Source organism: Gluconobacter sp. DsW_056 (assembly GCF_002153595.1).
Taxonomy (GTDB): Bacteria; Pseudomonadota; Alphaproteobacteria; order Acetobacterales; family Acetobacteraceae; genus Gluconobacter; species Gluconobacter albidus.
In genome coordinates, this window is sequence record NZ_JOPF01000004.1 from 250588 (window position 1) to 269749 (window position 19162).

The window sequence follows — 19162 nt, forward strand, 5'->3', positions numbered from 1 at the left end:
CTCATGCCCTATACCTTCCGTTCCATCGCCTGTCAGCCCGAGGAGCACGGGAAGCGCCCGTTGTCACGATGCCGTCCGAACAGTTCCCGTCCCCTTCCGATCCCAACTCCGAAACGGAGCATGCGCTCGCACCGCTTTTTGCGCCGCTGACAAGCCTGCCCGGAATTGGGCCGCGGCATGCCAGCCTGCTGGAAAAGATCGCAGGTGGCCGAAAGGTGCTGGACCTGCTGTTCACCCTGCCCGAACGGGTGGTTGACCGGCGCATTCTGCGCACAGTTGCGGACGGACACAATCTCGCCCCCGGCGAAATCCTGACGGCCCATGTCCGGGTGCTGGCCCTGCGCAAGGCCGGACGCCCTGGACAGCCTTCCATCATCCGCACCGAAGACGATACCGGAACGCTCGATCTGGTCTTTTTCCAGACACGCAACATGCCCAGCCCGACCGTGGGCGCCGAACTTCTGGTCTCTGGCAAAACCGGCAGCTTTCAGGGCGAGCTGACGATGCCGCAGCCCGATCATGTCGTGAGCTGGGCCAAACGCGACAGCTTCCCCTCGCTCGAACCCGTCTGGCCACTCACCGCCGGGCTTTTCCCCTATACGGTCCGCAAGGCCATGCGCGCTGCACTGGGCCTTTTGCCCGACCTGCCGGAATGGCTGGACCCGACCCTCGTCACCCAGCGGAAATGGCCGTCCTTCACCCAGGCCCTGCGCCTGATGCAATCGCCTGAGATCATTCCACCGGACATCGCGTGGGAGCCCGTCCGCAACCGCGCCCTGTCCCGCCTTGCAGCGGATGAACTGCTGGCCGATCAGCTTTGCTTCGGGCTCGCGCGTCTCAAGGCCCGCGAGCGGCACGGGCGCAGCTTTCCCGGCACCGGTGCGCTTCAGGCCGAAATGCTCCAGCGCTTCGGACATAAACCAACTCACGCCCAGACCATGGCCATTGCGGAAATTGCTGCCGACCTCTCTGCGTCGACGCCCATGATGCGGCTGCTTCAGGGGGATGTCGGCGCAGGCAAGACGTTCGTGGCCATGAACGCCATGCTTCAGACCGTCGAGTCCGGCGCGCAGGCCGCGCTGATGGCTCCCACCGAGATCCTTGCCCGCCAGCATTTTGAAACGCTCTCCCGTCTCTGCCCGACGGAGTGCGCCTATCTGAGCGGCACGATCAAAGGCGCGGCCCGGCGAAAGGTGCTCGCAGCCATTGCAGATGGCACGGCAAAAATCATCGTCGGGACGCATGCACTGTTTCAGGATGGGGTGACTTTTCACGATCTCGGCCTCGCCGTCATCGACGAACAGCACCGATTCGGTGTCCGGCAGCGCATGAACCTGAGTGCCAAGGGCGAAGCAACCGACATCCTTGTCATGACCGCAACGCCCATTCCCCGCACGCTTCAGCTCATGGAATGGGGCGAGATGAGTGTCAGCCGTCTGGACTCGAAGCCCCCCGGCCGCCAGCCGATCCGCACGACCCTGCACAGCATGGACTCGCTCGACAGCGTTCTTGCAGGCATCAGCCGGGCGATACGCGACGGAGTTCAGGTCTTCTGGGTCTGCCCGCTCATCGAAAACAGCGAAACGCAGGCCGCGGCTGCCGCGGAAGAGCGCTGGGCCTCACTGGAGCAGCGCTTTGAGGGGCTTGTGGGTCTCGCGCACGGCAAACAGGACATTACCGTTCGTCAGGAGGCGCTGGATACGTTCCGCCTTGGCAAAACGCGGCTTCTTGTCGCCACGACCGTCATCGAGGTCGGCGTGGATATCCCCGCTGCATCCGTCATGGTGATCGAACAGGCCGAACGGTTCGGACTGGCCCAGCTTCACCAGCTTCGCGGCCGCGTCGGACGCGGCTCGAAACAGTCCTTTTGTCTTCTGCTGCATGACAGGACTGCCACACCCACCGCTGTGCGACGTCTGAGCCTGCTGCGCGACACGAATGACGGTTTTCTGATTGCTGACGAAGACTACCGGATCCGTGGAGGGGGAGACATTGCGGGAGACCGTCAGTCCGGTCTTCCCGGTTTCCGTCTGGCGCAGGGCGCTCGCCTTGCCCTGCTGCTGGCCGCCATGCAGCAGGACAGCGAGCGCGAAATCGCCCGCAACCCTCAACTTAAAGGCGTCCGTGGCCATGCACTCAGGCTTCTGCTCGAAATATTCGACCGGAATGATCCCGAAAGGCTTCTGATTTCCGGTTAGACAGAAAAATTCGCACCGATATAATACTGTGAATTTATCAGTAATGCGCTTAACCGAGTTTTATGGAGTCTTCGAATGACAGGCAGTCCGGCCAGAGACGTTCAGGAGAAGACTCCTCACGAATACTCCGCCCCCTCTCCGGACAGCCGATCGCTGCTCTTTCGTCTGCTTCTGGCTGCAACTGGCGGGTCGGCTGTCGCATTGCTGGAAATCCCGGCAAACGGAATACCCTCCATCCTCCAGTCCGCGGGATCGCTTCCGGTCGCCTTGTACAAGCGGGACGCGGGGGAGATGATCCTCGCAGCCGAGCAGAAACGGAATGGCAAAGCCTTTTTTTCATGTCCTTTCTTCAAAGACTGGTCGCTCATCGGCCGTCCGATCGCCAGCAGATCAGATGACGGTCGCTCCGGACAGTTTCTCGTAGCTCTCCGCCTGAACGGCAGCAGCTTCCTGCCGACGGCCGAAGACTCCCTTCAGGACGTGGCAAGGCAAATTGCGGGCGAAGCGATGGAAGAGACCGGAAAATCTTCGCTTCCCGACCGCGAGGAAAGCCTGCTCGTTCTGCAGCAGTTCATTGAAAGAACCGGAAAGCTCACGCGCCGGGCGGTTTTCAGCCTCATTCATCTCAATCTCGATCACCTCTCGTTAATTAATGAACGGTATGGATGGGACACAGCTGACCTAATCCTTGCGGAAATGATCCGGCGCCTGAAATCCGTTCTGCCCGAGGGAGCTTTCCTCAGCTCGATCGGAGGCGGACATTTCATGGTTCTCACCCCGCCTGGCACAACGGCTGTCACGACCCGTACCCTGGTCAACGCCATCCTCCAGATTTCCAGCACCCCTGTTCCTCTGGACATGGGAGCGGTCCCTTTCTCGATTTCAGCAGGCTGGAGCGTCTATCCGCAGGATGCCGAAGATGCAAACCAGCTGATTCTCGCTGCGCGGGCTGCCCTGACCGAAGCAAACCGCAACGGTGGCGGCCATGAGCGGCGCGCGACTGCAGAACTCACCAACACCTACACCATCACATCCAATCTTGAGCAGGATCTCCTCAAAGCCGTCGAGGACGACGCGCTCTTCCTCAAGTGGATGCCCATCGTTGATACGGAATCCCAGAAAATTGTCGGGCATGAAGCCCTGCTGCGCTGGATGCGCCCCGGACATGGCGAAGTCGCGCCCAACCTCTTCATCCGTTACGCCGAAGAGGCCGGCATGATCGAGGCCCTCGACAGCTGGAGCCTGCGGAGCGCCTGTCTGGCTGCCCTGCGCTGGCCTGCTCCGCTGCGGGTCTGCGTGAATGTTTCTCCGGTCTGGCTGGTCAATGAGCGCCTTGCCCCTCTTGTCGATACGATCCTGACCGAGACCGGCCTCCCTCCCGGCCGTCTGCAGATCGAGCTGTCCGAATGTCGGCCCTTTGGCCCGTCCGACATTGCATTTCGCGAACTCTCCCGCGTTCGTGCTCTGGGCGTCCGTCTCGCCATCGACGATTTTGGAGCAGGTTATTCTTCGCTGGAGCGCCTCCGGATTTATCCACTGGACCAGATCAAGCTTGATCGCGCCTTTGTTCAGTATCTGGGCGAAGACATACGCGCTGACGAAGTAATGTACGCCATTCTGTCGCTGGCACGGTCCCTGAACATTACCTGCTGCGCAAAGGGTGTTGAAACCGAACACCAGATGGCCCTGCTGGACGCCAATGGCTGCGAGGAAGTCCAGGGCTACCTTCTGGGCGCACCGGTCCGTGACAGCCACACACCCCATCTCGCCCTGACATAAAAAAAGCCGCCTTCACTATAGAAGGCGGCTTTTTCAGATCGTCCGTCGGCTCAGATCAGAACTTTACGGAAAGCTTGAGCGATCCGTAGTTGAACAGGCCGGCCTTTTGCGTCTGGAACTGTGCTGTTTGCCAGTTCTGGCTGTAGGACAGGCGTACACCATGCCACATCACCGCGACACCGGCATGAACCTCACCCACATCCCAGACCTTGCTCACATGCGGCGCATTCGGTCGGACCGTGCTGCCCTGAAGCGTCACGTCATAGCCCACGGCCTGCCCCTCGACGCCACCATAGAAATACCAGGCAAAAGGACGAGTCGCACGGAATGCATCCGTTCCATCCAGCCCTGGTCCGATTGTCGCATTGCCGAAATCGCTGTCGAGACCCTGACCGATGCGGAATGTCGTGGCCACGTCGGCATAGGTCCGGTAATCACCCGCGGCTCCCGAGATGGCGGGCAGCACGTCAGCATGAATGCCATAGATATTCAGAACCGGCAGACGCCAGATCCGCCCGGCCTGAACCTGGAAGATCGGCTGATTCGCAAGCTGGTGGCCCCAGCCCGTGCTCGGCGTATCGCTGATGGCCTTGTGGAACCCGTTCTGCACCTGGCGCCCGAGTCCTGCCGGACCAAGCATGCCAAACTGGATCCCCATCACGGTCCGGGAACGATCGGTGTCGTTGATGAGGTTGACCGTTCCCAGCAGCAGGCCCGCGTAAGGCCGGTCGCCCTGCGGCGGATTGTCAGCCTGCGTGTCGCGTGGGGTATCAATGATCTGCTGCAGACCGATGCTGATGCGCTGGACGCCTTCCCCCATCAGGATGCGGTTCAGCTTCGCAATCGGACGCGGCAGATTGTCGGTTCCAGACGTCCAGTTGATCCGCAGACCAGACGTATAGTACTGATCCGACGTCCCTTTCAGTGTGGAGATGGCATCATTCTCACCCTGAACAGTCCAGGTTCCGTAAGGATCCTGCAACGGTGTCGCCATGGCGGATGAAGACAGCGCCAACACGGCAGTGGCTCCAATAGAAAAAGTCAGTCTGCTTCGCATGGACACCTCTGTTACGCGCGGGATCGGGAACCATCAAATACTGGAAAACGTGTGTATGTCATTTCCCCGACCGAAATCAAAGTGTCGGCGGCGCACTTCATAATCTTAAAATCAGCGCGAGTTATGTTTCAGCCTGATATTCCCTGTGGCAGAGAAGGAAAAAACCGTGCTACAGCTTATTTCAGGGGAAAAGCAGCATCGTTTTTTTCCAAATTTTTGAAATTACGTCACGGCAGGGTCCGCCCTATCATGACACCCCAGTCTCGGGATTAGACCGTTGAGAAACAACAGAACCGACCGCAGCAGCTTCAACTCACCTCGCCGCGGCGGGTTTGACGACACATACTCGTCCCAGCCGTCCTATGGCGACCGTGGAGGCTTTGGTGGTGGAAATGGTGGCGGTGGTGGCGGCTACGGCGCACCTCGTCGCAGCAACAGCTTCGTCGCAGCTTCAGGCCCGGAAATCAGCTCCCGCGTGAAGTGGTTCAACACCGAAAAGGGTTTCGGTTTTGTTGAACTGTCCGACGGTTCGGGCGACATCTTCCTGCACGCCAACGCGCTCACCAATGCTGGCGTCAGCGCCGTGAACCCGGGTGCGACCGTCGTGGTCCGCATCGGCCAGGGTCCGAAGGGCCGTCAGGTCGCTGAAGTTCTCTCCGTTGACGAGAGCACGGCAGAAGCACCACGTCCGCGCGCTGCTTTCGGCGACCAGCCCCGTTTCGGTGGTTCGGCTCGTCCGGGCCGTCCGGCTCCGGACCTTTCCCGCGCTGAAGAAATGCGTGGCACGGTCAAGTGGTACAACGCCACGAAGGGCTTCGGCTTCATTACGCCGGAATCCGGCGGCAAGGACATCTTCGTCCACGCTTCCGCTCTCGAGCGCTCCGGCCTGCCGACACTTGACGAAGGCCAGACGATCAACGTCAAGGTTGTTCAGGGCCAGAAGGGTCCGGAAGCTGCTGAAATCAGCGCTGACTGAACGACCCGGACTTCGGTCTGAGTAATAAAAAACCGCTGCCAGCTTATGCTGCAGCGGTTTTTTTATGCCCGGAATTGCGGACATTGTCTCAAGCCATAAAAAAGGCCGGATCTGATCCGGCCTTTCAGGTTCTCACCCATAATCTTTACCACTACTGCGGACCAGCCTGGCTTTGTCCCGTTTCCAGTCCCGCTCCGCAATAGCGTGCCGTTTGTCTTCCTTGCGACGCCCCTGACCCAGACCAAGCGTCACTTTTGCCATTCCACGATCGTTAAAGTGGATATCAAGCGGCACCAGACTGGCGCCTGCACGACTGACCGAATCCAGAAAATGCACGATCTGCTTACGATGCATCAGGAGCTTTCGTGGCGCCCGAGGCTCGAAACGCGAGAGGACACCGCCCTGATATTCGGGAATATAGGAATTGAAGAGCCAGATTTCGCCATCACGCTCAGCCGCATAAGCTTCCGTGATTGTCGCCCGTCCAAGACGCAGGCTTTTGACTTCTGGCCCCTTCAGGACAATCCCGGCTTCCGTCGTTTCCAGAATCGTATAGTCAAACCGCCCTTTGCGGTTCTGGGCGGCAATGCCATGAGAAATCATGCCGCTCTTGGTTTTCTTTCCCGCCATGCCTGCACTCAGTCCAGAAGCTCAAGGGCACGCAGGGCATCATCAACAGCCCGCCGAGTCGCTTCCTGGGGCTCTGCCAGAGGAAGACGCAGCGTCGCGCCACACAGACCGAGCCGCGACATCGCGTACTTGACCGGCCCCGGGTTACTTTCCATGAACATCGCATCATGCAGCGGGGTCAGATGGTCCTGAATGGCGATCGCATCCTCAATCCGCCCTTCCTGCCAGGCCAGATGCATATCAGCACACAGATGCGGCACGACATTGGACGTCACGCCAATACATCCGTCGCCGCCCGCCGCCAGAAACGACAGAACGGTATTGTCATCACCGGCAAGCTGATTGAAAGGTTTGTCCACCGCCCGACGCACCGCGATCGGCCGTGCCATATTGGCCGTTGCATCCTTCGTACCGACGATATTGGGGTGTTCCCCCAGACGCGCCATGGTCGCCACCGAAATGTCGACAACGGAGCGGCCCGGGATGCAGTACAGGAAGATCGGGAGCGGCGTCGCATCTGCAATCGTCATGAAGTGGCGATACAGCCCTTCCTGAGATGGCTTGTTGTAATACGGCACGACGACCAGCAGACTGTCTGCCCCGACAGAATGGGCATGCTTCGCCATAAGAACAGCTTCAGAGGTACTGTTCGAGCCAGCCCCCGCCATGACACGCACCCGGCCATTTGCCGTCTCGACACAGTGTGCGACAACATGGCCGTGTTCTTCATGCGACAGCGTGGGGCTTTCACCTGTCGTTCCGGCAGGGATCAGTGCCGTAGTGCCGGCGTCGATCTGACGCTCGATCAGCTTTGTCGAAGCGTCGAAATCAATCCGTCCGTCCGTATGCATCGGGGTCACCAGAGCCGTCAGAGACCCCTGATACATGCTCGTGTCAGCCATTGTTCCGTCTTCTGTCATGGGTTCCTGTCCTGCCGTCACGCGGCGTGGCGTGAGAGGCTGCTTGGGTAAACACCCAGAATTCTGAGATCATCGCTGACCTGCTCCAGTTCCGCGAGCGCGCTGGCCAGAGCCGCCTGTTCGGGATGTCCTTCGACATCCATCAGAAACTGCGTCGCCGTGAACGAGCCGTCCAGCATGTAACTTTCGATCCGCGTCATGTTGATACCATGCCGGGAAAATCCACCCAATGCCGCATAGAGCGCACCCGGACAGTTTCCGACCCTCATCAACAAAGTCGTCAGAACATCTGTGCGTTCGGGCGAAGGAATGCAAGGCTTGCGGGAGACACGATAAAAGCGCGTCGTGTTGTGAGAAGCATCTTCCACATTGCTTCGCAGCACCGTCAACCCGTTCAGTTCAGCCGCGAGAGAGGAGGCAATGGCCGCATCTGCTTTCCGTCCCCACTGCGAGACCATCTCAGCCGCGCCTGCCGTATCGAACTGCACCACCGGTTCCACGCCAAGCTCGCTGATGAGCTTGCGCACCTGCCCCAGAGCCACCGGGTGCGTGTGAATTCGCCGAATATCCCCGATCTCTGCTCCCGGCACCCCCAAAAGACAGTGCTCCACGCGCTGGAAATATTCTCCGACGATATGAAGCCCTGCGTCAGGCAGCAGGGAATGAATGTCCGGAACCCGCCCGGCGAGCGTATTCTCACAGGCCAGCAGCGCTTCATCGGCCCGGCCATCATGCACGGCATCAATCGCGTCAGCAAAGGTTGGGCACGGCAGCGTCGTCCAGCCCGGACGCGCCTGACGGCAGGCCAGATCGGAATAGGCACCCGGACGGCCCTGAAATGCAATGACGGGCATCAGACCAATCCTCTCACATGCTCAAGATCAGCAGGCGTATCCACGCCCTGGGGGGCATGGTCAATCCTTGCACACCCAATTGCCATCCCGGCCTGTAGGGCACGAAGCTGCTCAAGGCTCTCCCGGCGCTCCAGAGCGGAAGGCGCGAGCGTCACGAAACGCTCCAGCGCAGCCCGGCGCCAGGCGTATACGCCCACATGATGCCAGTGGGGTCCAATACCCCATGGAATGGGCAGGCGCGAGAAATACAGCGCCCGCGCTACATCCGCCTCCTTAAAATCACACGCAATCTTGACGACCTGTGGGGCGTCGCGTTCGGCATCGCTTGTGACAGGAGCGGCCAGTGTTCCGATGTCGAAGGCCGGATCTTCCAGCGGCTTGAGAACAGCGACCAGACTGGAAGGCGCAATCAGAGGCAGATCGCCCTGAAGATTGATGACCACATCATGAGCCCCATCAGGATCCACTTCCGACAGAGCTGCGTGGACACGGTCCGAGCCGCTCGCCAGATCCGAATCGGTCAGTACGCCCTTTACGTCAGGTATCCCTCTGATGGCCTCCAGAATCTCTTCGTCTCCCGCGGCCACGACCACCGGACCGATCTGTGCTGCCAGAGCCTGACGGACGACCCGGACGATCATGGGAACGCCCCCAATATCAGCGAGGGGCTTGCGTGGCAGACGGGTCGAAGCAAGTCTGGAGGGAATAACGATGATCGGATGCATGGTTCCCCTGATGCCGCCCGCCACCACGGGCGTCAATCTCATGCAGCGCTCACAGGACGGGAATAGACACAAATCATGAATGAAACCGTGGTGCAGATTGCCATCGACGCAGCAACGGCCTGTGCGGACATCGCCCGCAAGACTGTCCTGCCCTATTTCCGAACCTCCCTGCGCGCGGACGCAAAATCCGATGACAGTCCCGTCACCATTGCCGACCGGCAGGCAGAACAGGCCATGCGAGACATTCTCACACAACGCCTGCCGGAACACGCCATTCTCGGTGAGGAAAATGGCATGAGCGGCGCGAACGGAGACTGGCTGTGGGTTCTCGATCCCATTGATGGTACCCGCGCCTTCCTGACCGGCCGCCCCACCTTCGGCACGCTCATTTCGCTCTTTCACAAGGGGCGTCCCGTGCTCGGGCTGATCGACCAGCCTGTGACCGGGGAGCGCTGGATTGGTGTTTCGGGACGACCCACGCAGTTCCTGTCCGAGCGTCTTCCCGGAACCATTGGCACCCGTCCCTGCCCGAAAGCCGCCGAGGCCGAACTCTCGTGCACCGCACCGGAAATCATGACCGCCAGTCATGCGCCGCGGTTTGCCAATCTGCAGAAGCACACCCGCCGCACGTCCTGGGGCGGAGACTGCTACGCTTACGGCCTCCTCGCCCTTGGGCAGATCGACGTCATTGCGGAATGCACCATGAATCCATGGGACTGGGGGGCGCTCGTTCCGGTTGTGGAAGGTGCAGGAGGCCGCATTACAGACTGGCAGGGACAGAGCCTGACCCTCGAAAGCGATGGCACGGTCCTGGCCTGCGGAGACGCAACCCTGCTTCCCGAACTTGTCCACCATCTTTCCTGAAACCCGCTGATCGGCTAGGGAGGGGGCCCCGGCGGACGTGGCGGCAGACATCAGCCGGGGCCTGTCTGGTCACGGCCAGATCTGGTGAACCAGTTTGAATTGAAACCGGAGCCTTCCGGTTCATGACCGGGACGGATTTATGGAAACGCAGTTCTCTCTCCCCAAGAACAAGATCCGCATTCTTCTTCTGGAAGGCATTCACGAAAGCGCCGCTTCCCATTTCGCCGCAGAAGGCTATGCAGAGGTAACGCGGGTCAAGGGCGCCCTTGAAGGCGACGCGCTGAAGGAAGCCCTTCAGGGCGTGCACATGGTCGGTATCCGCAGCCGGACCCAGCTCACGCGCGAAATCCTTGAAGCCGCAGACCGCCTCATGGCCATCGGCTGCTTCTGCATCGGCACCAATCAGGTCGATCTGAATGCTGCCCGCATGCTGGGTATTCCCGTGTTCAACGCGCCCTTCAGCAATACCCGTTCCGTGGCCGAGCTGGTCATGGGCGAGGTCGTCATGCTGCTCCGTCGCATCCCGTCGCGCTCGGAAGCCTGCCACAACGGCGGCTGGGACAAATCCGCCACCAACGCCTGGGAAGTCCGCGGCAAGACGCTCGGTATCGTCGGCTATGGCTCCATCGGCTCGCAGCTTTCCGTCCTCGCCGAAGCCTTCGGCATGCGCGTCCTGTATTTCGACGTGATGCCCCGCCTTCCGCACGGCAATGCCATCGCCGTTCCGACCCTGCATGACCTGCTGGCCGAGTCCGACATCGTCAGCCTTCACGTCCCGCAGACGCCGGAAACCGATCTGCTCATCGGAGAGACGGAAATCCGGGCCATGAAGCCCAATTCCATCCTGCTCAACAACGCGCGCGGCAACGTCGTGGACCTCGACGCCCTCGCCGCCGCCCTCAAGGACGGCCATCTCATGGGCGCGGGCGTGGATGTGTTCCCCGTGGAGCCCAAGAAGGCTGGCGAAGCGTTCAAATCCCCGCTTCAGGGTCTGGAGAATGTTATTCTCACGCCGCATATCGGCGGCTCCACCATGGAAGCGCAGGAGCGCATCGGCGTCGAAGTCGCGCGCAAGCTGGTCGATTATTCCGACGTGGGGTCCACGATCGGGTCGGTCAACTTCCCCAGCGTCCAGCTTCCCGAGCGTCCGCGTGGCACACGCTTCATGCATGTCCATGCCAACCGTCCCGGCATCATGCGCCAGATCAACGATCTGTTTGCGGCACAGAACTGCAACGTAACCGCCCAGTACCTCCAGACGGATGGCGAAGTGGGTTACGTCGTCGTCGAGGCCGAGTCGGAGGGCCCTGAGATGGACACGAAGCTTCTGGACGGCCTCAAGGCGCTCGACGGCACACTCCGTGCCCGTCTGCTTTACCAGCGTTCCTGACATCTTTTCCGTTAACCAACAGGAAATAATTTCGGGCTAGGATTTTCCTCATGACGAGTCCCAGCCCGCATGCACCTGCCCTCGCACGTATCCAGAGCTTCGCCTTTTCGGGGATCGAAGCCGTTCCGGTCACGGTCGAGGTTCAGGTGTCCAGCGGCCTTCCGGCGTTTCTCGTTGTAGGGCTAGCGGACAAATCCGTCGGTGAGGCGCGCGAACGTGTCCGCGCCGCGCTGACGGCCATGGGACTGGCGCTCCCACCCAAACGTATTCTCGTTAATCTCGTGCCCGCTGATCTTCTCAAGGAAGGCGCACATTTTGACCTTCCCATCGCGCTTGGCCTGCTCTGCGCCATGGGGATCCTGTCTTTCGAGGCAGTCTCGGCCTATGCCGCTGTCGGCGAACTCTCGCTGGATGGTCGGATCAATCCCGTTGCGGGCGTCCTTTCAGCCGCGATTGGCGCCGTCGCGGACGAACTCGGCCTGATCTGTCCGGCCGCGCAGGCTCTGGAAGCACGCTGGGGTAATGGTAGTACGGACGTTCTCGGGGCGCCGACGCTCGCCACTCTCGTCTCCCATTTTCAGGGACAGCAGATCCTGCCCCCGGCACCGCCACCAACGGGACAGGTGATCGAATACGGCCCCGATCTGGCGGACGTCAAAGGCATGCTGCTTGGACGGCGCGCTCTGGAAATCGCTGCCGCAGGAGCGCATTCTATGCTCATGAGCGGACCGCCTGGTGCCGGAAAATCCATGCTCGCCAGCCGTCTGCCCGGTATTCTTCCCAATCTGACACGCGAAGAAGCCCTGGAAACAAGCCGCATTCACAGTGTCTCCGGCATTCTGCAGAACGGCAGGCTGGTCGTCCGGCCACCCTATCGCGCACCGCATCACAGCGCGAGCCTTCCCGCCATTGTGGGTGGTGGCGCGAAAGCCCGGCCCGGCGAGGTCAGCCTTGCCAATAATGGCGTCCTGTTCCTCGACGAACTTCCAGAATTCTCACGATCCTGTCTGGAGTCTCTGCGCCAGCCGATCGAAACCGGCAGCATTTCCATCGCCCGCGCGGCCCATCACACGACCTATCCCGCGCGCTTTCAATTCATTGCCGCGATGAACCCGTGTCGCTGCGGCTATCTGGGCGATCTGGAGCGAAGCTGCCGTAAGGCGCCGCGCTGTGGGGAAGACTATACGGCCAAGATTTCCGGCCCGATGCTCGACCGTATCGACCTGTACGTGCAAATCGATCCGCTCTCCCCCATCGAGATCAGCCGCGCCCCGAAAGGTGAAACCAGCGCGACGGTTCGGGCCCGCGTAGAAATTGCCCGCAGGCGCCAGATTGTCCGTCAGGGCGTTCCCAATTCGCAGGTCTCCCCTGACGATCTCGACATGGACGACGACGCCCGGTCCATCGCTGAACAGGCGGCTGAAAAACTACGCCTGTCCAATCGCGGGATCACGCGCCTGATCCGCGTCTCCCGCACAATCGCCGATCTGGAAGGTACCCAGAGCATCCAGCGCCATCACGTCGCTGAAGCCCTGACTTTCCGCCGCCGCTAAGGTTCAGAACTGAAGGCCATCCAGTCCACGTGCCAGATCGGTCTTCAGGTCCTCAACGTCTTCAAGTCCGATATGGAGGCGGAACGTCGCGGATGTCGGGCCGCCCTCACCCGTGACGCGCCGGATATGCCCGGTCGTTGGCAGGACAAGACTTTCATAACCGCCCCAGGACGCCCCGATCCCGAACAGGCTCAGCCCGTCGATCATCCGTTCGGTCGCCTCAATGGAAATGTCCGGCTGAAGCTCTACGCCGAACAGTCCACAGGCCCCCGTAAAATCCCGTTTCCAGAATTCATGCCCCGGGCAGTCCTGCAGTGCCGGATGCAGAACCCGCGCGACTTCAGGGCGCGTTTTGAACCACTGCGCGATTTCCAGTGCCGAACGTGCTTGATGCGCCAGCCGCACGCCCATCGTCCGCAGGCCCCGCAGCGTCAGCCAGCAGTCATCCGGACCCGCACACTGTCCGAGCTGGATCGCCGCGTCACGCAGCGTTTTCCAGTGTGCTTCGTCATTGACCGTGACCGATCCCATGATGACGTCCGAATGCCCGGCAGGATATTTCGTCAGAGCCTGAATCGACACGTCCACGCCATGGACGAAGGGCTGAAACACCCCAATGCCCCAGGTGTTATCAAGCATCAGAAGTGCCCCAGCCTCATGCGCCACTTCGGCCAGCATCGGCACGTCCTGCACTTCAAACGTATGACTGCCCGGGCTTTCAGCGAACAGGACCTTCGTCTCTGGGCGCATAAGTGCCGCGATCTCGGCGCGTGAGGCCATGGGCGGATAATAGGTCGTCACCACGCCCAGCCGCTGAAGCATCGTGCCAGCAAATCGGCGCGTGGGGCCATACACCGAATCGGGCAGAAGTAGGTGATCGCCGCAACCCAGAAACGCCAGAAGCGGCATCGTACACGCCGCCAGACCCGAATTGACGACCTGCGTATGCGTTCCGCCTTCGATCAGGCTGAGCATTTCCTCAAGCTGGTGCTGGATCGGCGATCCCATCGCCCCGTACACCGCCTTGTGCGCGTGGCTGCGGCCGTCCGTCCTGTTCATGGCCTCCAGCGTCGGGAACAGGACCGTCGAACCCCGGCTGACCGGTGCGTTTACGAACGTTCCTGTTTCGGGAGGCTCATGCGAACGCCCTTCCCGCACCAGCATGGAGCCCATCCGGCTCCATCCCGCACTCACCCGCTGTTCCAGATCACTCATTCTTATGCCTCTCCCGTCACAACCGGCGCGTCGGGATCGCTTCCCCACTCCGCCCAGGATCCATCATACAAAGCTGCGTCGCCATATCCCGCGATGGCCAGAGCCGCCACGATCGTTGCGGCTGTCAGACCCGAACCGCAGCTCGCAATAACGAAACGCCTTTCTGCGGCTGCAAGAATCCGTTTCAGCTCGACGGCGGGCAGAAAGCAGCCATTTCCGTCCACGAGGCGCGTCCAGTCCATGCTCTGCGCGCCTGGCATGTGACCGCCACGCACACCCGGACGGGGCTCAGGCACAGTTGCGGCAAAACGGCCCGCACTTCTTGCATCCAGAACCAGCGCATCGGTCCTTTTCAGCGCCTGACGGACATCGCCCGAGCCCGCCAGAAGCCCATAATGCGGACGGGGGCAGAAAACCGCAGGTTCGATTGCAGGTGGTGCACCGCTTTCAACCGCACCGCCCGCCTTCACCCAGGCCTCAAGACCGCCATCCAGAATCCGCGCATTCCGATGCCTGAACAGCCGTGCAAGCCACCATCCGCGACAGGCGCCCACACTTCCACGCCCGTCATAAAACACAACCGGCATATCCTCACTCACACCCAGTTCACCCATCAGCCGGGCAAACCGTGCCGCCCCCGGCACCGTATGAGGGAGCGGACTCTCCGGATCGGCGAAAACGTCGATATCGAATCGGCGTGCACCGGGAAGGTGCTGCGCGACAAATGCGGAATCGGGATCGCCCTTCTGCCCCGGCAAAAGCACGCTGGCATCAAGGGGAATGAACCGGCCGACCTCCGGGATCAGGGTCGCGGCATCAACAAGTGGCGAGATCGTCATGACCACACCATAGGTCGAGGGATGCGTCCGGCGCCAGAGCGTGCCAATGTGTCATTCCATGAGCACGCAGCCCACACCGTCATGCCGTCCGTGTCGTCCGTTCGCCTTCGGGCCGGGGCATATCCGCGCATGACGACCGAACGGATTATCCTAGGCTTGGTCCTGGCGGGAATCGCCTATGGATGCGGTATCATCCTGTGGCCGTTCCTTTCGGCCATCCTGTGGGCGGCAATTCTCGCCTTCACGACATGGCCGATCTATCGCCGCATGCGCCGCCATGTCCGCCCCGTTCTCGCAGCCCTTGCCATGATGGCCCTGAGCGCCCTGTTCATTCTGGTCCCGATGACGGTGCTGACAAGCGCGGGCATCAACGACATTCCCGGCACGATCTCGGAAATCGACACCCTGATCCTGCATGTTACCAGCGCCAACCCGCCTCCGGAGTGGATGAACCACATTCCCATGGCAGGCCCGCATCTCGTCAATGCCTGGCACCATTTCAGTCATGATGTCGGTGCTTTTGCGACTGAAGTCCTGCGCCCCTATGCCGGACAGATTGCGCATCTCACCCTGACGGTCCTTCTGCGGCTCGCAAGCGGCCTCGCCGAACTCGTCATGGCGTTGTTCGTCGCCTTCTTCCTGTGGCTGAACGGCGATACGCTCGGCAATACCATTGCGGCCCTGATCGACCGCATCGCGGGTCCGCAGACCACGCCAAGACTCATCAACATCATTGGTCGCACCGTGCGCGGGACGGTCTATGGTATCCTCGGCACGGCCCTGATCCAGGGCGTGCTGACGGGAATCGGCCTGATGCTGGCAGGAGTCCCGTCTCCCGTTCTGCTGGCGGGCATCACCGCTTTCGTTGCGGTCTTCCCGATCGGCGCACCGCTGGTCTGGGTGCCGGCCGCCATCTGGCTGGGCATGACGCATCATGTCGGGCACGGACTGTTTCTCGCGATTTATGGCGTTCTCATCATCTCCGGCGCGGACCATATCATCCGTCCGGCCTTCATTGCGCGTGGCGCCCAGCTTCCCTATCTGCTGACCGTCCTCGGCGTTCTGGGGGGGATCGTGACCTTTGGCGGCGTCGGCATTTTCCTCGGTCCTGTCCTGCTGGCGGTCGGCTACACCCTGACCAGCGAATTCGCCGCCGGTCCCCATCACCGCGGGCGTAACCCTCTCTACCTGTCGGAGCCTCCGAAATGACGGCATTTCCTCAATCCGGAGCCTCTTTCAAAATCCTGAGCTGGAACCTCTATCGCTGGGAAGGCGCCTCGCTTGAGGACGTTCTGACCGTCATCCGCGCGGAAAATCCGGACATCGTCGTGATGCAGGAGGCGCAGGAGGCCGTGGACGAACTCCCCGAAATTCTCGGCGGCTATTATGACCGCATCCCGCTTCCCGGCCGTCCGCATGGCACAGCCTGCTGGAGCCGCCTGCCCTTCACGCGTCCGCCGTCATTCTGCCGCCTGCCGCGCGGCCTGCTGGTCAAACGCACGGCACAGCTTATTGATTTCGGCAGTTTTTCGCTCGCCAACGTCCATCTGTCGCACGGCCAGCTGCTCAACCGGCGGCAGCTTCGCAGCATCAGCACCAATATGCGCCATCGTGCTGTCATCATGGGCGATTTCAATCTGGTCGGCCCTGTTCTGCTTCCCGGATTTCTCGATGTCGGTCCGCAGGAAAAGACACATCGGATGCTGAACCATCTTCCGCTGCGGCTGGACCGATGCCTCGTGCGCGGTCTGGCGCGCATGGAGGCACGCGCCCTGCCGCGCTTCGGCTCGGATCACCGCCCCATCTGCGTCACCCTGAGGCTGGGCGCCTGACATCTCTTACCTGACATCTCTTAGAGGTACGGCAGCAAAAGCCTGACGGCATTATTACGCATCCGGATGAGGAAGGGCTTGCTATCCAGATCATGATGGGTCAGCCGGTTACGACGATGCGTTTCCATGAATGTGGCCAGGTCTTTCGCCACGTCCCGGTCATAGATTTCCAGATTGATCTCGAAGTTCAGCCGCAGGGAACGCATGTCGATATTCGCGCTCCCGACGAAGCTCCATTCATCATCCACGACCATCAGCTTGGAATGATTGAACGGCGGATCCGCCATCCAGACCCGGCACCCTGCATCCAAAAACTGCCGCAGATTGGCGTCCCGTGCATAATCTATCAGGGCGTGATTGCTGCTTTTCGGCACGACAATATCAATCACCACGCCCCGAAGAGCGGCAAGAACAAGCTCCGTCGAGAAGCGGTCGTCCGGCAGGAAATAGGGCGTCATCACCCAGATATGGCTCCGCGCCAGTGAGAAAGCCTGCAACATCCCGTATTCGATCTTTTCCAGATCCGTATCTGGCCCGGAGGTGACAATTCGCATGGGGACGTCTCCCTGCGGTAACGGTTCAGGCAGATAACGCTCGCCCTGAAGTTCTTCGCCCGTCGTAAATGACCAGTCCCACGCGAAGGCAACTGCAAGCTGATGCACGATCGGCCCCTGAAGACGGAAATGCGTATCCGCCACCGGCAGTTTCGTCCGCAGGCGGAGCATGTTTTCTTCGCCGATGTTCAGTCCGCCCATGAAGCCGACCGTACCGTCCACCACGAGGATTTTGCGGTGGTTGCGCAGGTTGATGAACGGCATGCGCCAGGGCCAGACCGAATGCATGAAGCGCGCGCAGGCAACCCCCTCACGCCGAAGGCGGCGCTCGATACCGCATCGGAAATACCCGCTCCCGATCCCATCCACCAGAACCCTGACCTCGACGCCGCGCCGTCTGGCCGCTACCAGCGCCTCCGCAAAACGCTGGCCGACCTTGTCATCGCGGAAAATATAGGAACACAAGATGATCGACGTCTTCGCCTGCCCGATCGCCTCCAGCATCACGGGATAGGCGTTATCTCCGTCATGCAGGCAGGTGATGGAGTTGCCCCGCATCAGGGGCCGTTCCGTCAGACGTCCCAGCATTTTTGAAAGTGGCGCCAGAGTGCCATCCACGCTCTGCCGGTACTGCGCCAGCGGGTCGCGCCCCTCCCACAGGTGACGGTTGACCATTTTCTGCGCCCGGCGTCGGACGCGATTGATGCCGAACATCAGATAGAGAACCGTACCCAGAAACGGCGCGATCCAGCAGATGCCGATCCATCCTGTGCAGGACGCCGTGTTCCGCTTGTGCACGAGTGCATGAACCGTCACCAAAAGAGGAAGAGCCCAGCGCAGGATCTGCACAAGAATATGGAAAACAGTCCAGTGCAGCATAAATTTCCCTGTTATGGACGCCCGAACGAAGCACGAGCGACCGCCGTGCGGATAGTCTTTCGTCATCCTTTCGCAAAGATGATGGATGCGCCAGCCCCCGTCCTTGCGATAGGATCATCTTTCAGCCCGTCATCTGAAAAGGAGAGCGTCTTATGCAGCACCGCCCACAGCTCTTCTACACGACGGCTCCGGCCCCATGCCCCTACCTGCCCGACCGCACAGAACGCAAGGTTCTGACCGAGCTGGCTGGCCCCGACGCCGTTGCTCTGCATAACCGTCTGTCACAGGCCGGCTTCCGCCGCAGCCATGCCATCGCCTACGCGCCGGTGTGTGTGGGTTGCCGCGCCTGTACGCCCATGCGCATTCCGGCCGCAACGTTCGCCCCGACCCGGACCCAGAAAAAAATCCGCAGCCGCCACGCTGATCTTATTGCCAACATGGTGCCTCCGGTTCCCACGGACGAGCAGTTCCGCCTGTTCGAGATGTATCAGGCCGTCCGCCATCCTGATGGCGACATGGCCCATATGTGCTGGCGCGATTATGCCGAGCTGATCGCCAACACGCCGGTCGAAACGTTTCTGGCCGAGTTCCGTCGTCCGGATGGCACGCTTGTCTGTGTCAGCCTGATTGACCGTCTCTCGGACGGACTGTCTGCAGTGTACACGTTCTATGACGTCAACGATCTGACGGCGTCGTGGGGGACGTTTTCGATCCTGTGGCTGATCGAACAGACCGCCCGGATGGGGCTGGAACACCTGTATCTGGGCTATTACGTCCCCGGCAGCCCAAAGATGGCCTACAAAGCCGCCTTCGGGCCAGCCGAAGTTTTTCGTGACGGTCACTGGAGCCTGTTGGGGGGCCTGCTGGCCGGGACACTCCCGGCCTGAGCAGGCCCCG

Annotated in this window: 17 protein-coding genes; 9 read left to right on the forward strand and 8 right to left on the reverse strand. The window is 60.9% G+C overall.

Going from position 1 to position 19162, the window contains the following annotated elements:
- The first annotated feature begins 68 nt into the window (after positions 1 to 68).
- Positions 69 to 2198, forward strand: coding sequence for an ATP-dependent DNA helicase RecG (gene recG / locus HK22_RS04260; protein ID WP_086648443.1), 2130 nt, complete (start codon positions 69 to 71; stop codon positions 2196 to 2198).
- A gap of 75 nt (positions 2199 to 2273) precedes the next feature.
- Positions 2274 to 3977 carry a bifunctional diguanylate cyclase/phosphodiesterase gene (locus tag HK22_RS04265; RefSeq protein ID WP_086648444.1) on the forward strand — a complete coding sequence of 568 codons (1704 nt, stop codon included), beginning with the start codon at positions 2274 to 2276 and terminating at the stop codon, positions 3975 to 3977.
- Positions 3978 to 4032: 55 nt separating this feature from the next.
- Here HK22_RS04265 and HK22_RS04270 read toward each other — a convergent pair whose 3' ends face one another.
- Complete coding sequence (locus HK22_RS04270) at positions 4033 to 5034, reverse strand: lipid A deacylase LpxR family protein (RefSeq protein ID WP_086648445.1); 1002 nt, start codon at positions 5032 to 5034, stop codon at positions 4033 to 4035.
- Positions 5035 to 5311: 277 nt separating this feature from the next.
- On the opposite strand from HK22_RS04270, the gene HK22_RS15495 reads away from it, so the two are divergent.
- Positions 5312 to 6010 carry a cold-shock protein gene (locus tag HK22_RS15495; protein WP_062031519.1) on the forward strand — a complete coding sequence of 233 codons (699 nt, stop codon included), beginning with the start codon at positions 5312 to 5314 and terminating at the stop codon, positions 6008 to 6010.
- A 132-nt stretch (positions 6011 to 6142) separates the two neighbouring features.
- Here the strand turns inward: HK22_RS15495 and smpB are convergent, their stop codons facing one another.
- Genes smpB through HK22_RS04295 form a run of 4 tightly spaced genes read right to left on the reverse strand, consistent with a single transcriptional unit; the run spans position 6143 to position 9139 of the window.
- Positions 6143 to 6640, reverse strand: a complete 498-nt coding sequence (smpB, locus tag HK22_RS04280; RefSeq protein ID WP_062031523.1) for an SsrA-binding protein SmpB — start codon at positions 6638 to 6640, stop codon at positions 6143 to 6145.
- Between the two features lie 8 nt (positions 6641 to 6648).
- Positions 6649 to 7560, reverse strand: a complete 912-nt coding sequence (gene dapA / locus HK22_RS04285) for a 4-hydroxy-tetrahydrodipicolinate synthase (protein ID WP_086648446.1) — start codon at positions 7558 to 7560, stop codon at positions 6649 to 6651.
- Between the two features lie 17 nt (positions 7561 to 7577).
- The gene (locus tag HK22_RS04290) at positions 7578 to 8414 is read right to left on the reverse strand and encodes a prephenate dehydratase (RefSeq protein WP_077802971.1); all 837 of its coding nucleotides are present in this window, start codon (positions 8412 to 8414) and stop codon (positions 7578 to 7580) included.
- Positions 8414 to 9139: a 3-deoxy-manno-octulosonate cytidylyltransferase gene (locus tag HK22_RS04295; protein WP_198945479.1), complete on the reverse strand. Its 726-nt coding sequence runs from the start codon at positions 9137 to 9139 to the stop codon at positions 8414 to 8416. The genes HK22_RS04290 and HK22_RS04295 overlap by 1 nt, the downstream gene beginning before the upstream one ends.
- Positions 9140 to 9214: 75 nt before the next feature.
- On the opposite strand from HK22_RS04295, the gene HK22_RS04300 reads away from it, so the two are divergent.
- The 3 genes from HK22_RS04300 (at position 9215) to HK22_RS04310 (ending at position 12946) form a co-directional block, all read left to right on the forward strand.
- Positions 9215 to 10003: an inositol monophosphatase family protein gene (locus tag HK22_RS04300; RefSeq protein WP_086648447.1), complete on the forward strand. Its 789-nt coding sequence runs from the start codon at positions 9215 to 9217 to the stop codon at positions 10001 to 10003.
- Positions 10004 to 10142: 139 nt separating this feature from the next.
- Positions 10143 to 11393 carry a phosphoglycerate dehydrogenase gene (gene serA / locus HK22_RS04305; protein ID WP_062109561.1) on the forward strand — a complete coding sequence of 417 codons (1251 nt, stop codon included), beginning with the start codon at positions 10143 to 10145 and terminating at the stop codon, positions 11391 to 11393.
- Between the two features lie 50 nt (positions 11394 to 11443).
- Positions 11444 to 12946: a YifB family Mg chelatase-like AAA ATPase gene (locus HK22_RS04310; RefSeq protein ID WP_086648448.1), complete on the forward strand. Its 1503-nt coding sequence runs from the start codon at positions 11444 to 11446 to the stop codon at positions 12944 to 12946.
- A gap of 3 nt (positions 12947 to 12949) precedes the next feature.
- On the opposite strand, the gene metC is transcribed toward HK22_RS04310, so the two are convergent.
- The gene (gene metC, locus HK22_RS04315) at positions 12950 to 14161 is read right to left on the reverse strand and encodes a cystathionine beta-lyase (RefSeq protein ID WP_086648449.1); all 1212 of its coding nucleotides are present in this window, start codon (positions 14159 to 14161) and stop codon (positions 12950 to 12952) included.
- 2 nt (positions 14162 to 14163) lie between these two features.
- On the reverse strand, positions 14164 to 15000 hold the full coding sequence (locus HK22_RS04320) for a sulfurtransferase (RefSeq protein ID WP_086648450.1): 837 nt from the start codon (positions 14998 to 15000) through the stop codon (positions 14164 to 14166).
- A gap of 129 nt (positions 15001 to 15129) precedes the next feature.
- Between HK22_RS04320 and HK22_RS04325 the strand changes: the two genes are divergently transcribed.
- Together HK22_RS04325 and HK22_RS04330 are read left to right on the forward strand one after the other, a co-directional pair.
- Positions 15130 to 16209 (forward strand): AI-2E family transporter, encoded by a 1080-nt coding sequence (locus HK22_RS04325; RefSeq protein ID WP_086648496.1) that lies wholly within the window; start codon positions 15130 to 15132, stop codon positions 16207 to 16209.
- Positions 16206 to 16832: an endonuclease/exonuclease/phosphatase family protein gene (locus tag HK22_RS04330; RefSeq protein WP_062029707.1), complete on the forward strand. Its 627-nt coding sequence runs from the start codon at positions 16206 to 16208 to the stop codon at positions 16830 to 16832. The genes HK22_RS04325 and HK22_RS04330 overlap by 4 nt, the downstream gene beginning before the upstream one ends.
- A gap of 20 nt (positions 16833 to 16852) precedes the next feature.
- Here the strand turns inward: HK22_RS04330 and cls are convergent, their stop codons facing one another.
- Positions 16853 to 18265, reverse strand: coding sequence for a cardiolipin synthase (gene cls / locus HK22_RS04335; RefSeq protein WP_086648451.1), 1413 nt, complete (start codon positions 18263 to 18265; stop codon positions 16853 to 16855).
- Between the two features lie 152 nt (positions 18266 to 18417).
- Here cls and HK22_RS04340 point away from each other — a divergent pair, with 152 nt between their 5' ends.
- On the forward strand, positions 18418 to 19152 hold the full coding sequence (locus tag HK22_RS04340) for an arginyltransferase (protein WP_086648452.1): 735 nt from the start codon (positions 18418 to 18420) through the stop codon (positions 19150 to 19152).
- Positions 19153 to 19162: the final 10 nt, after the last annotated feature.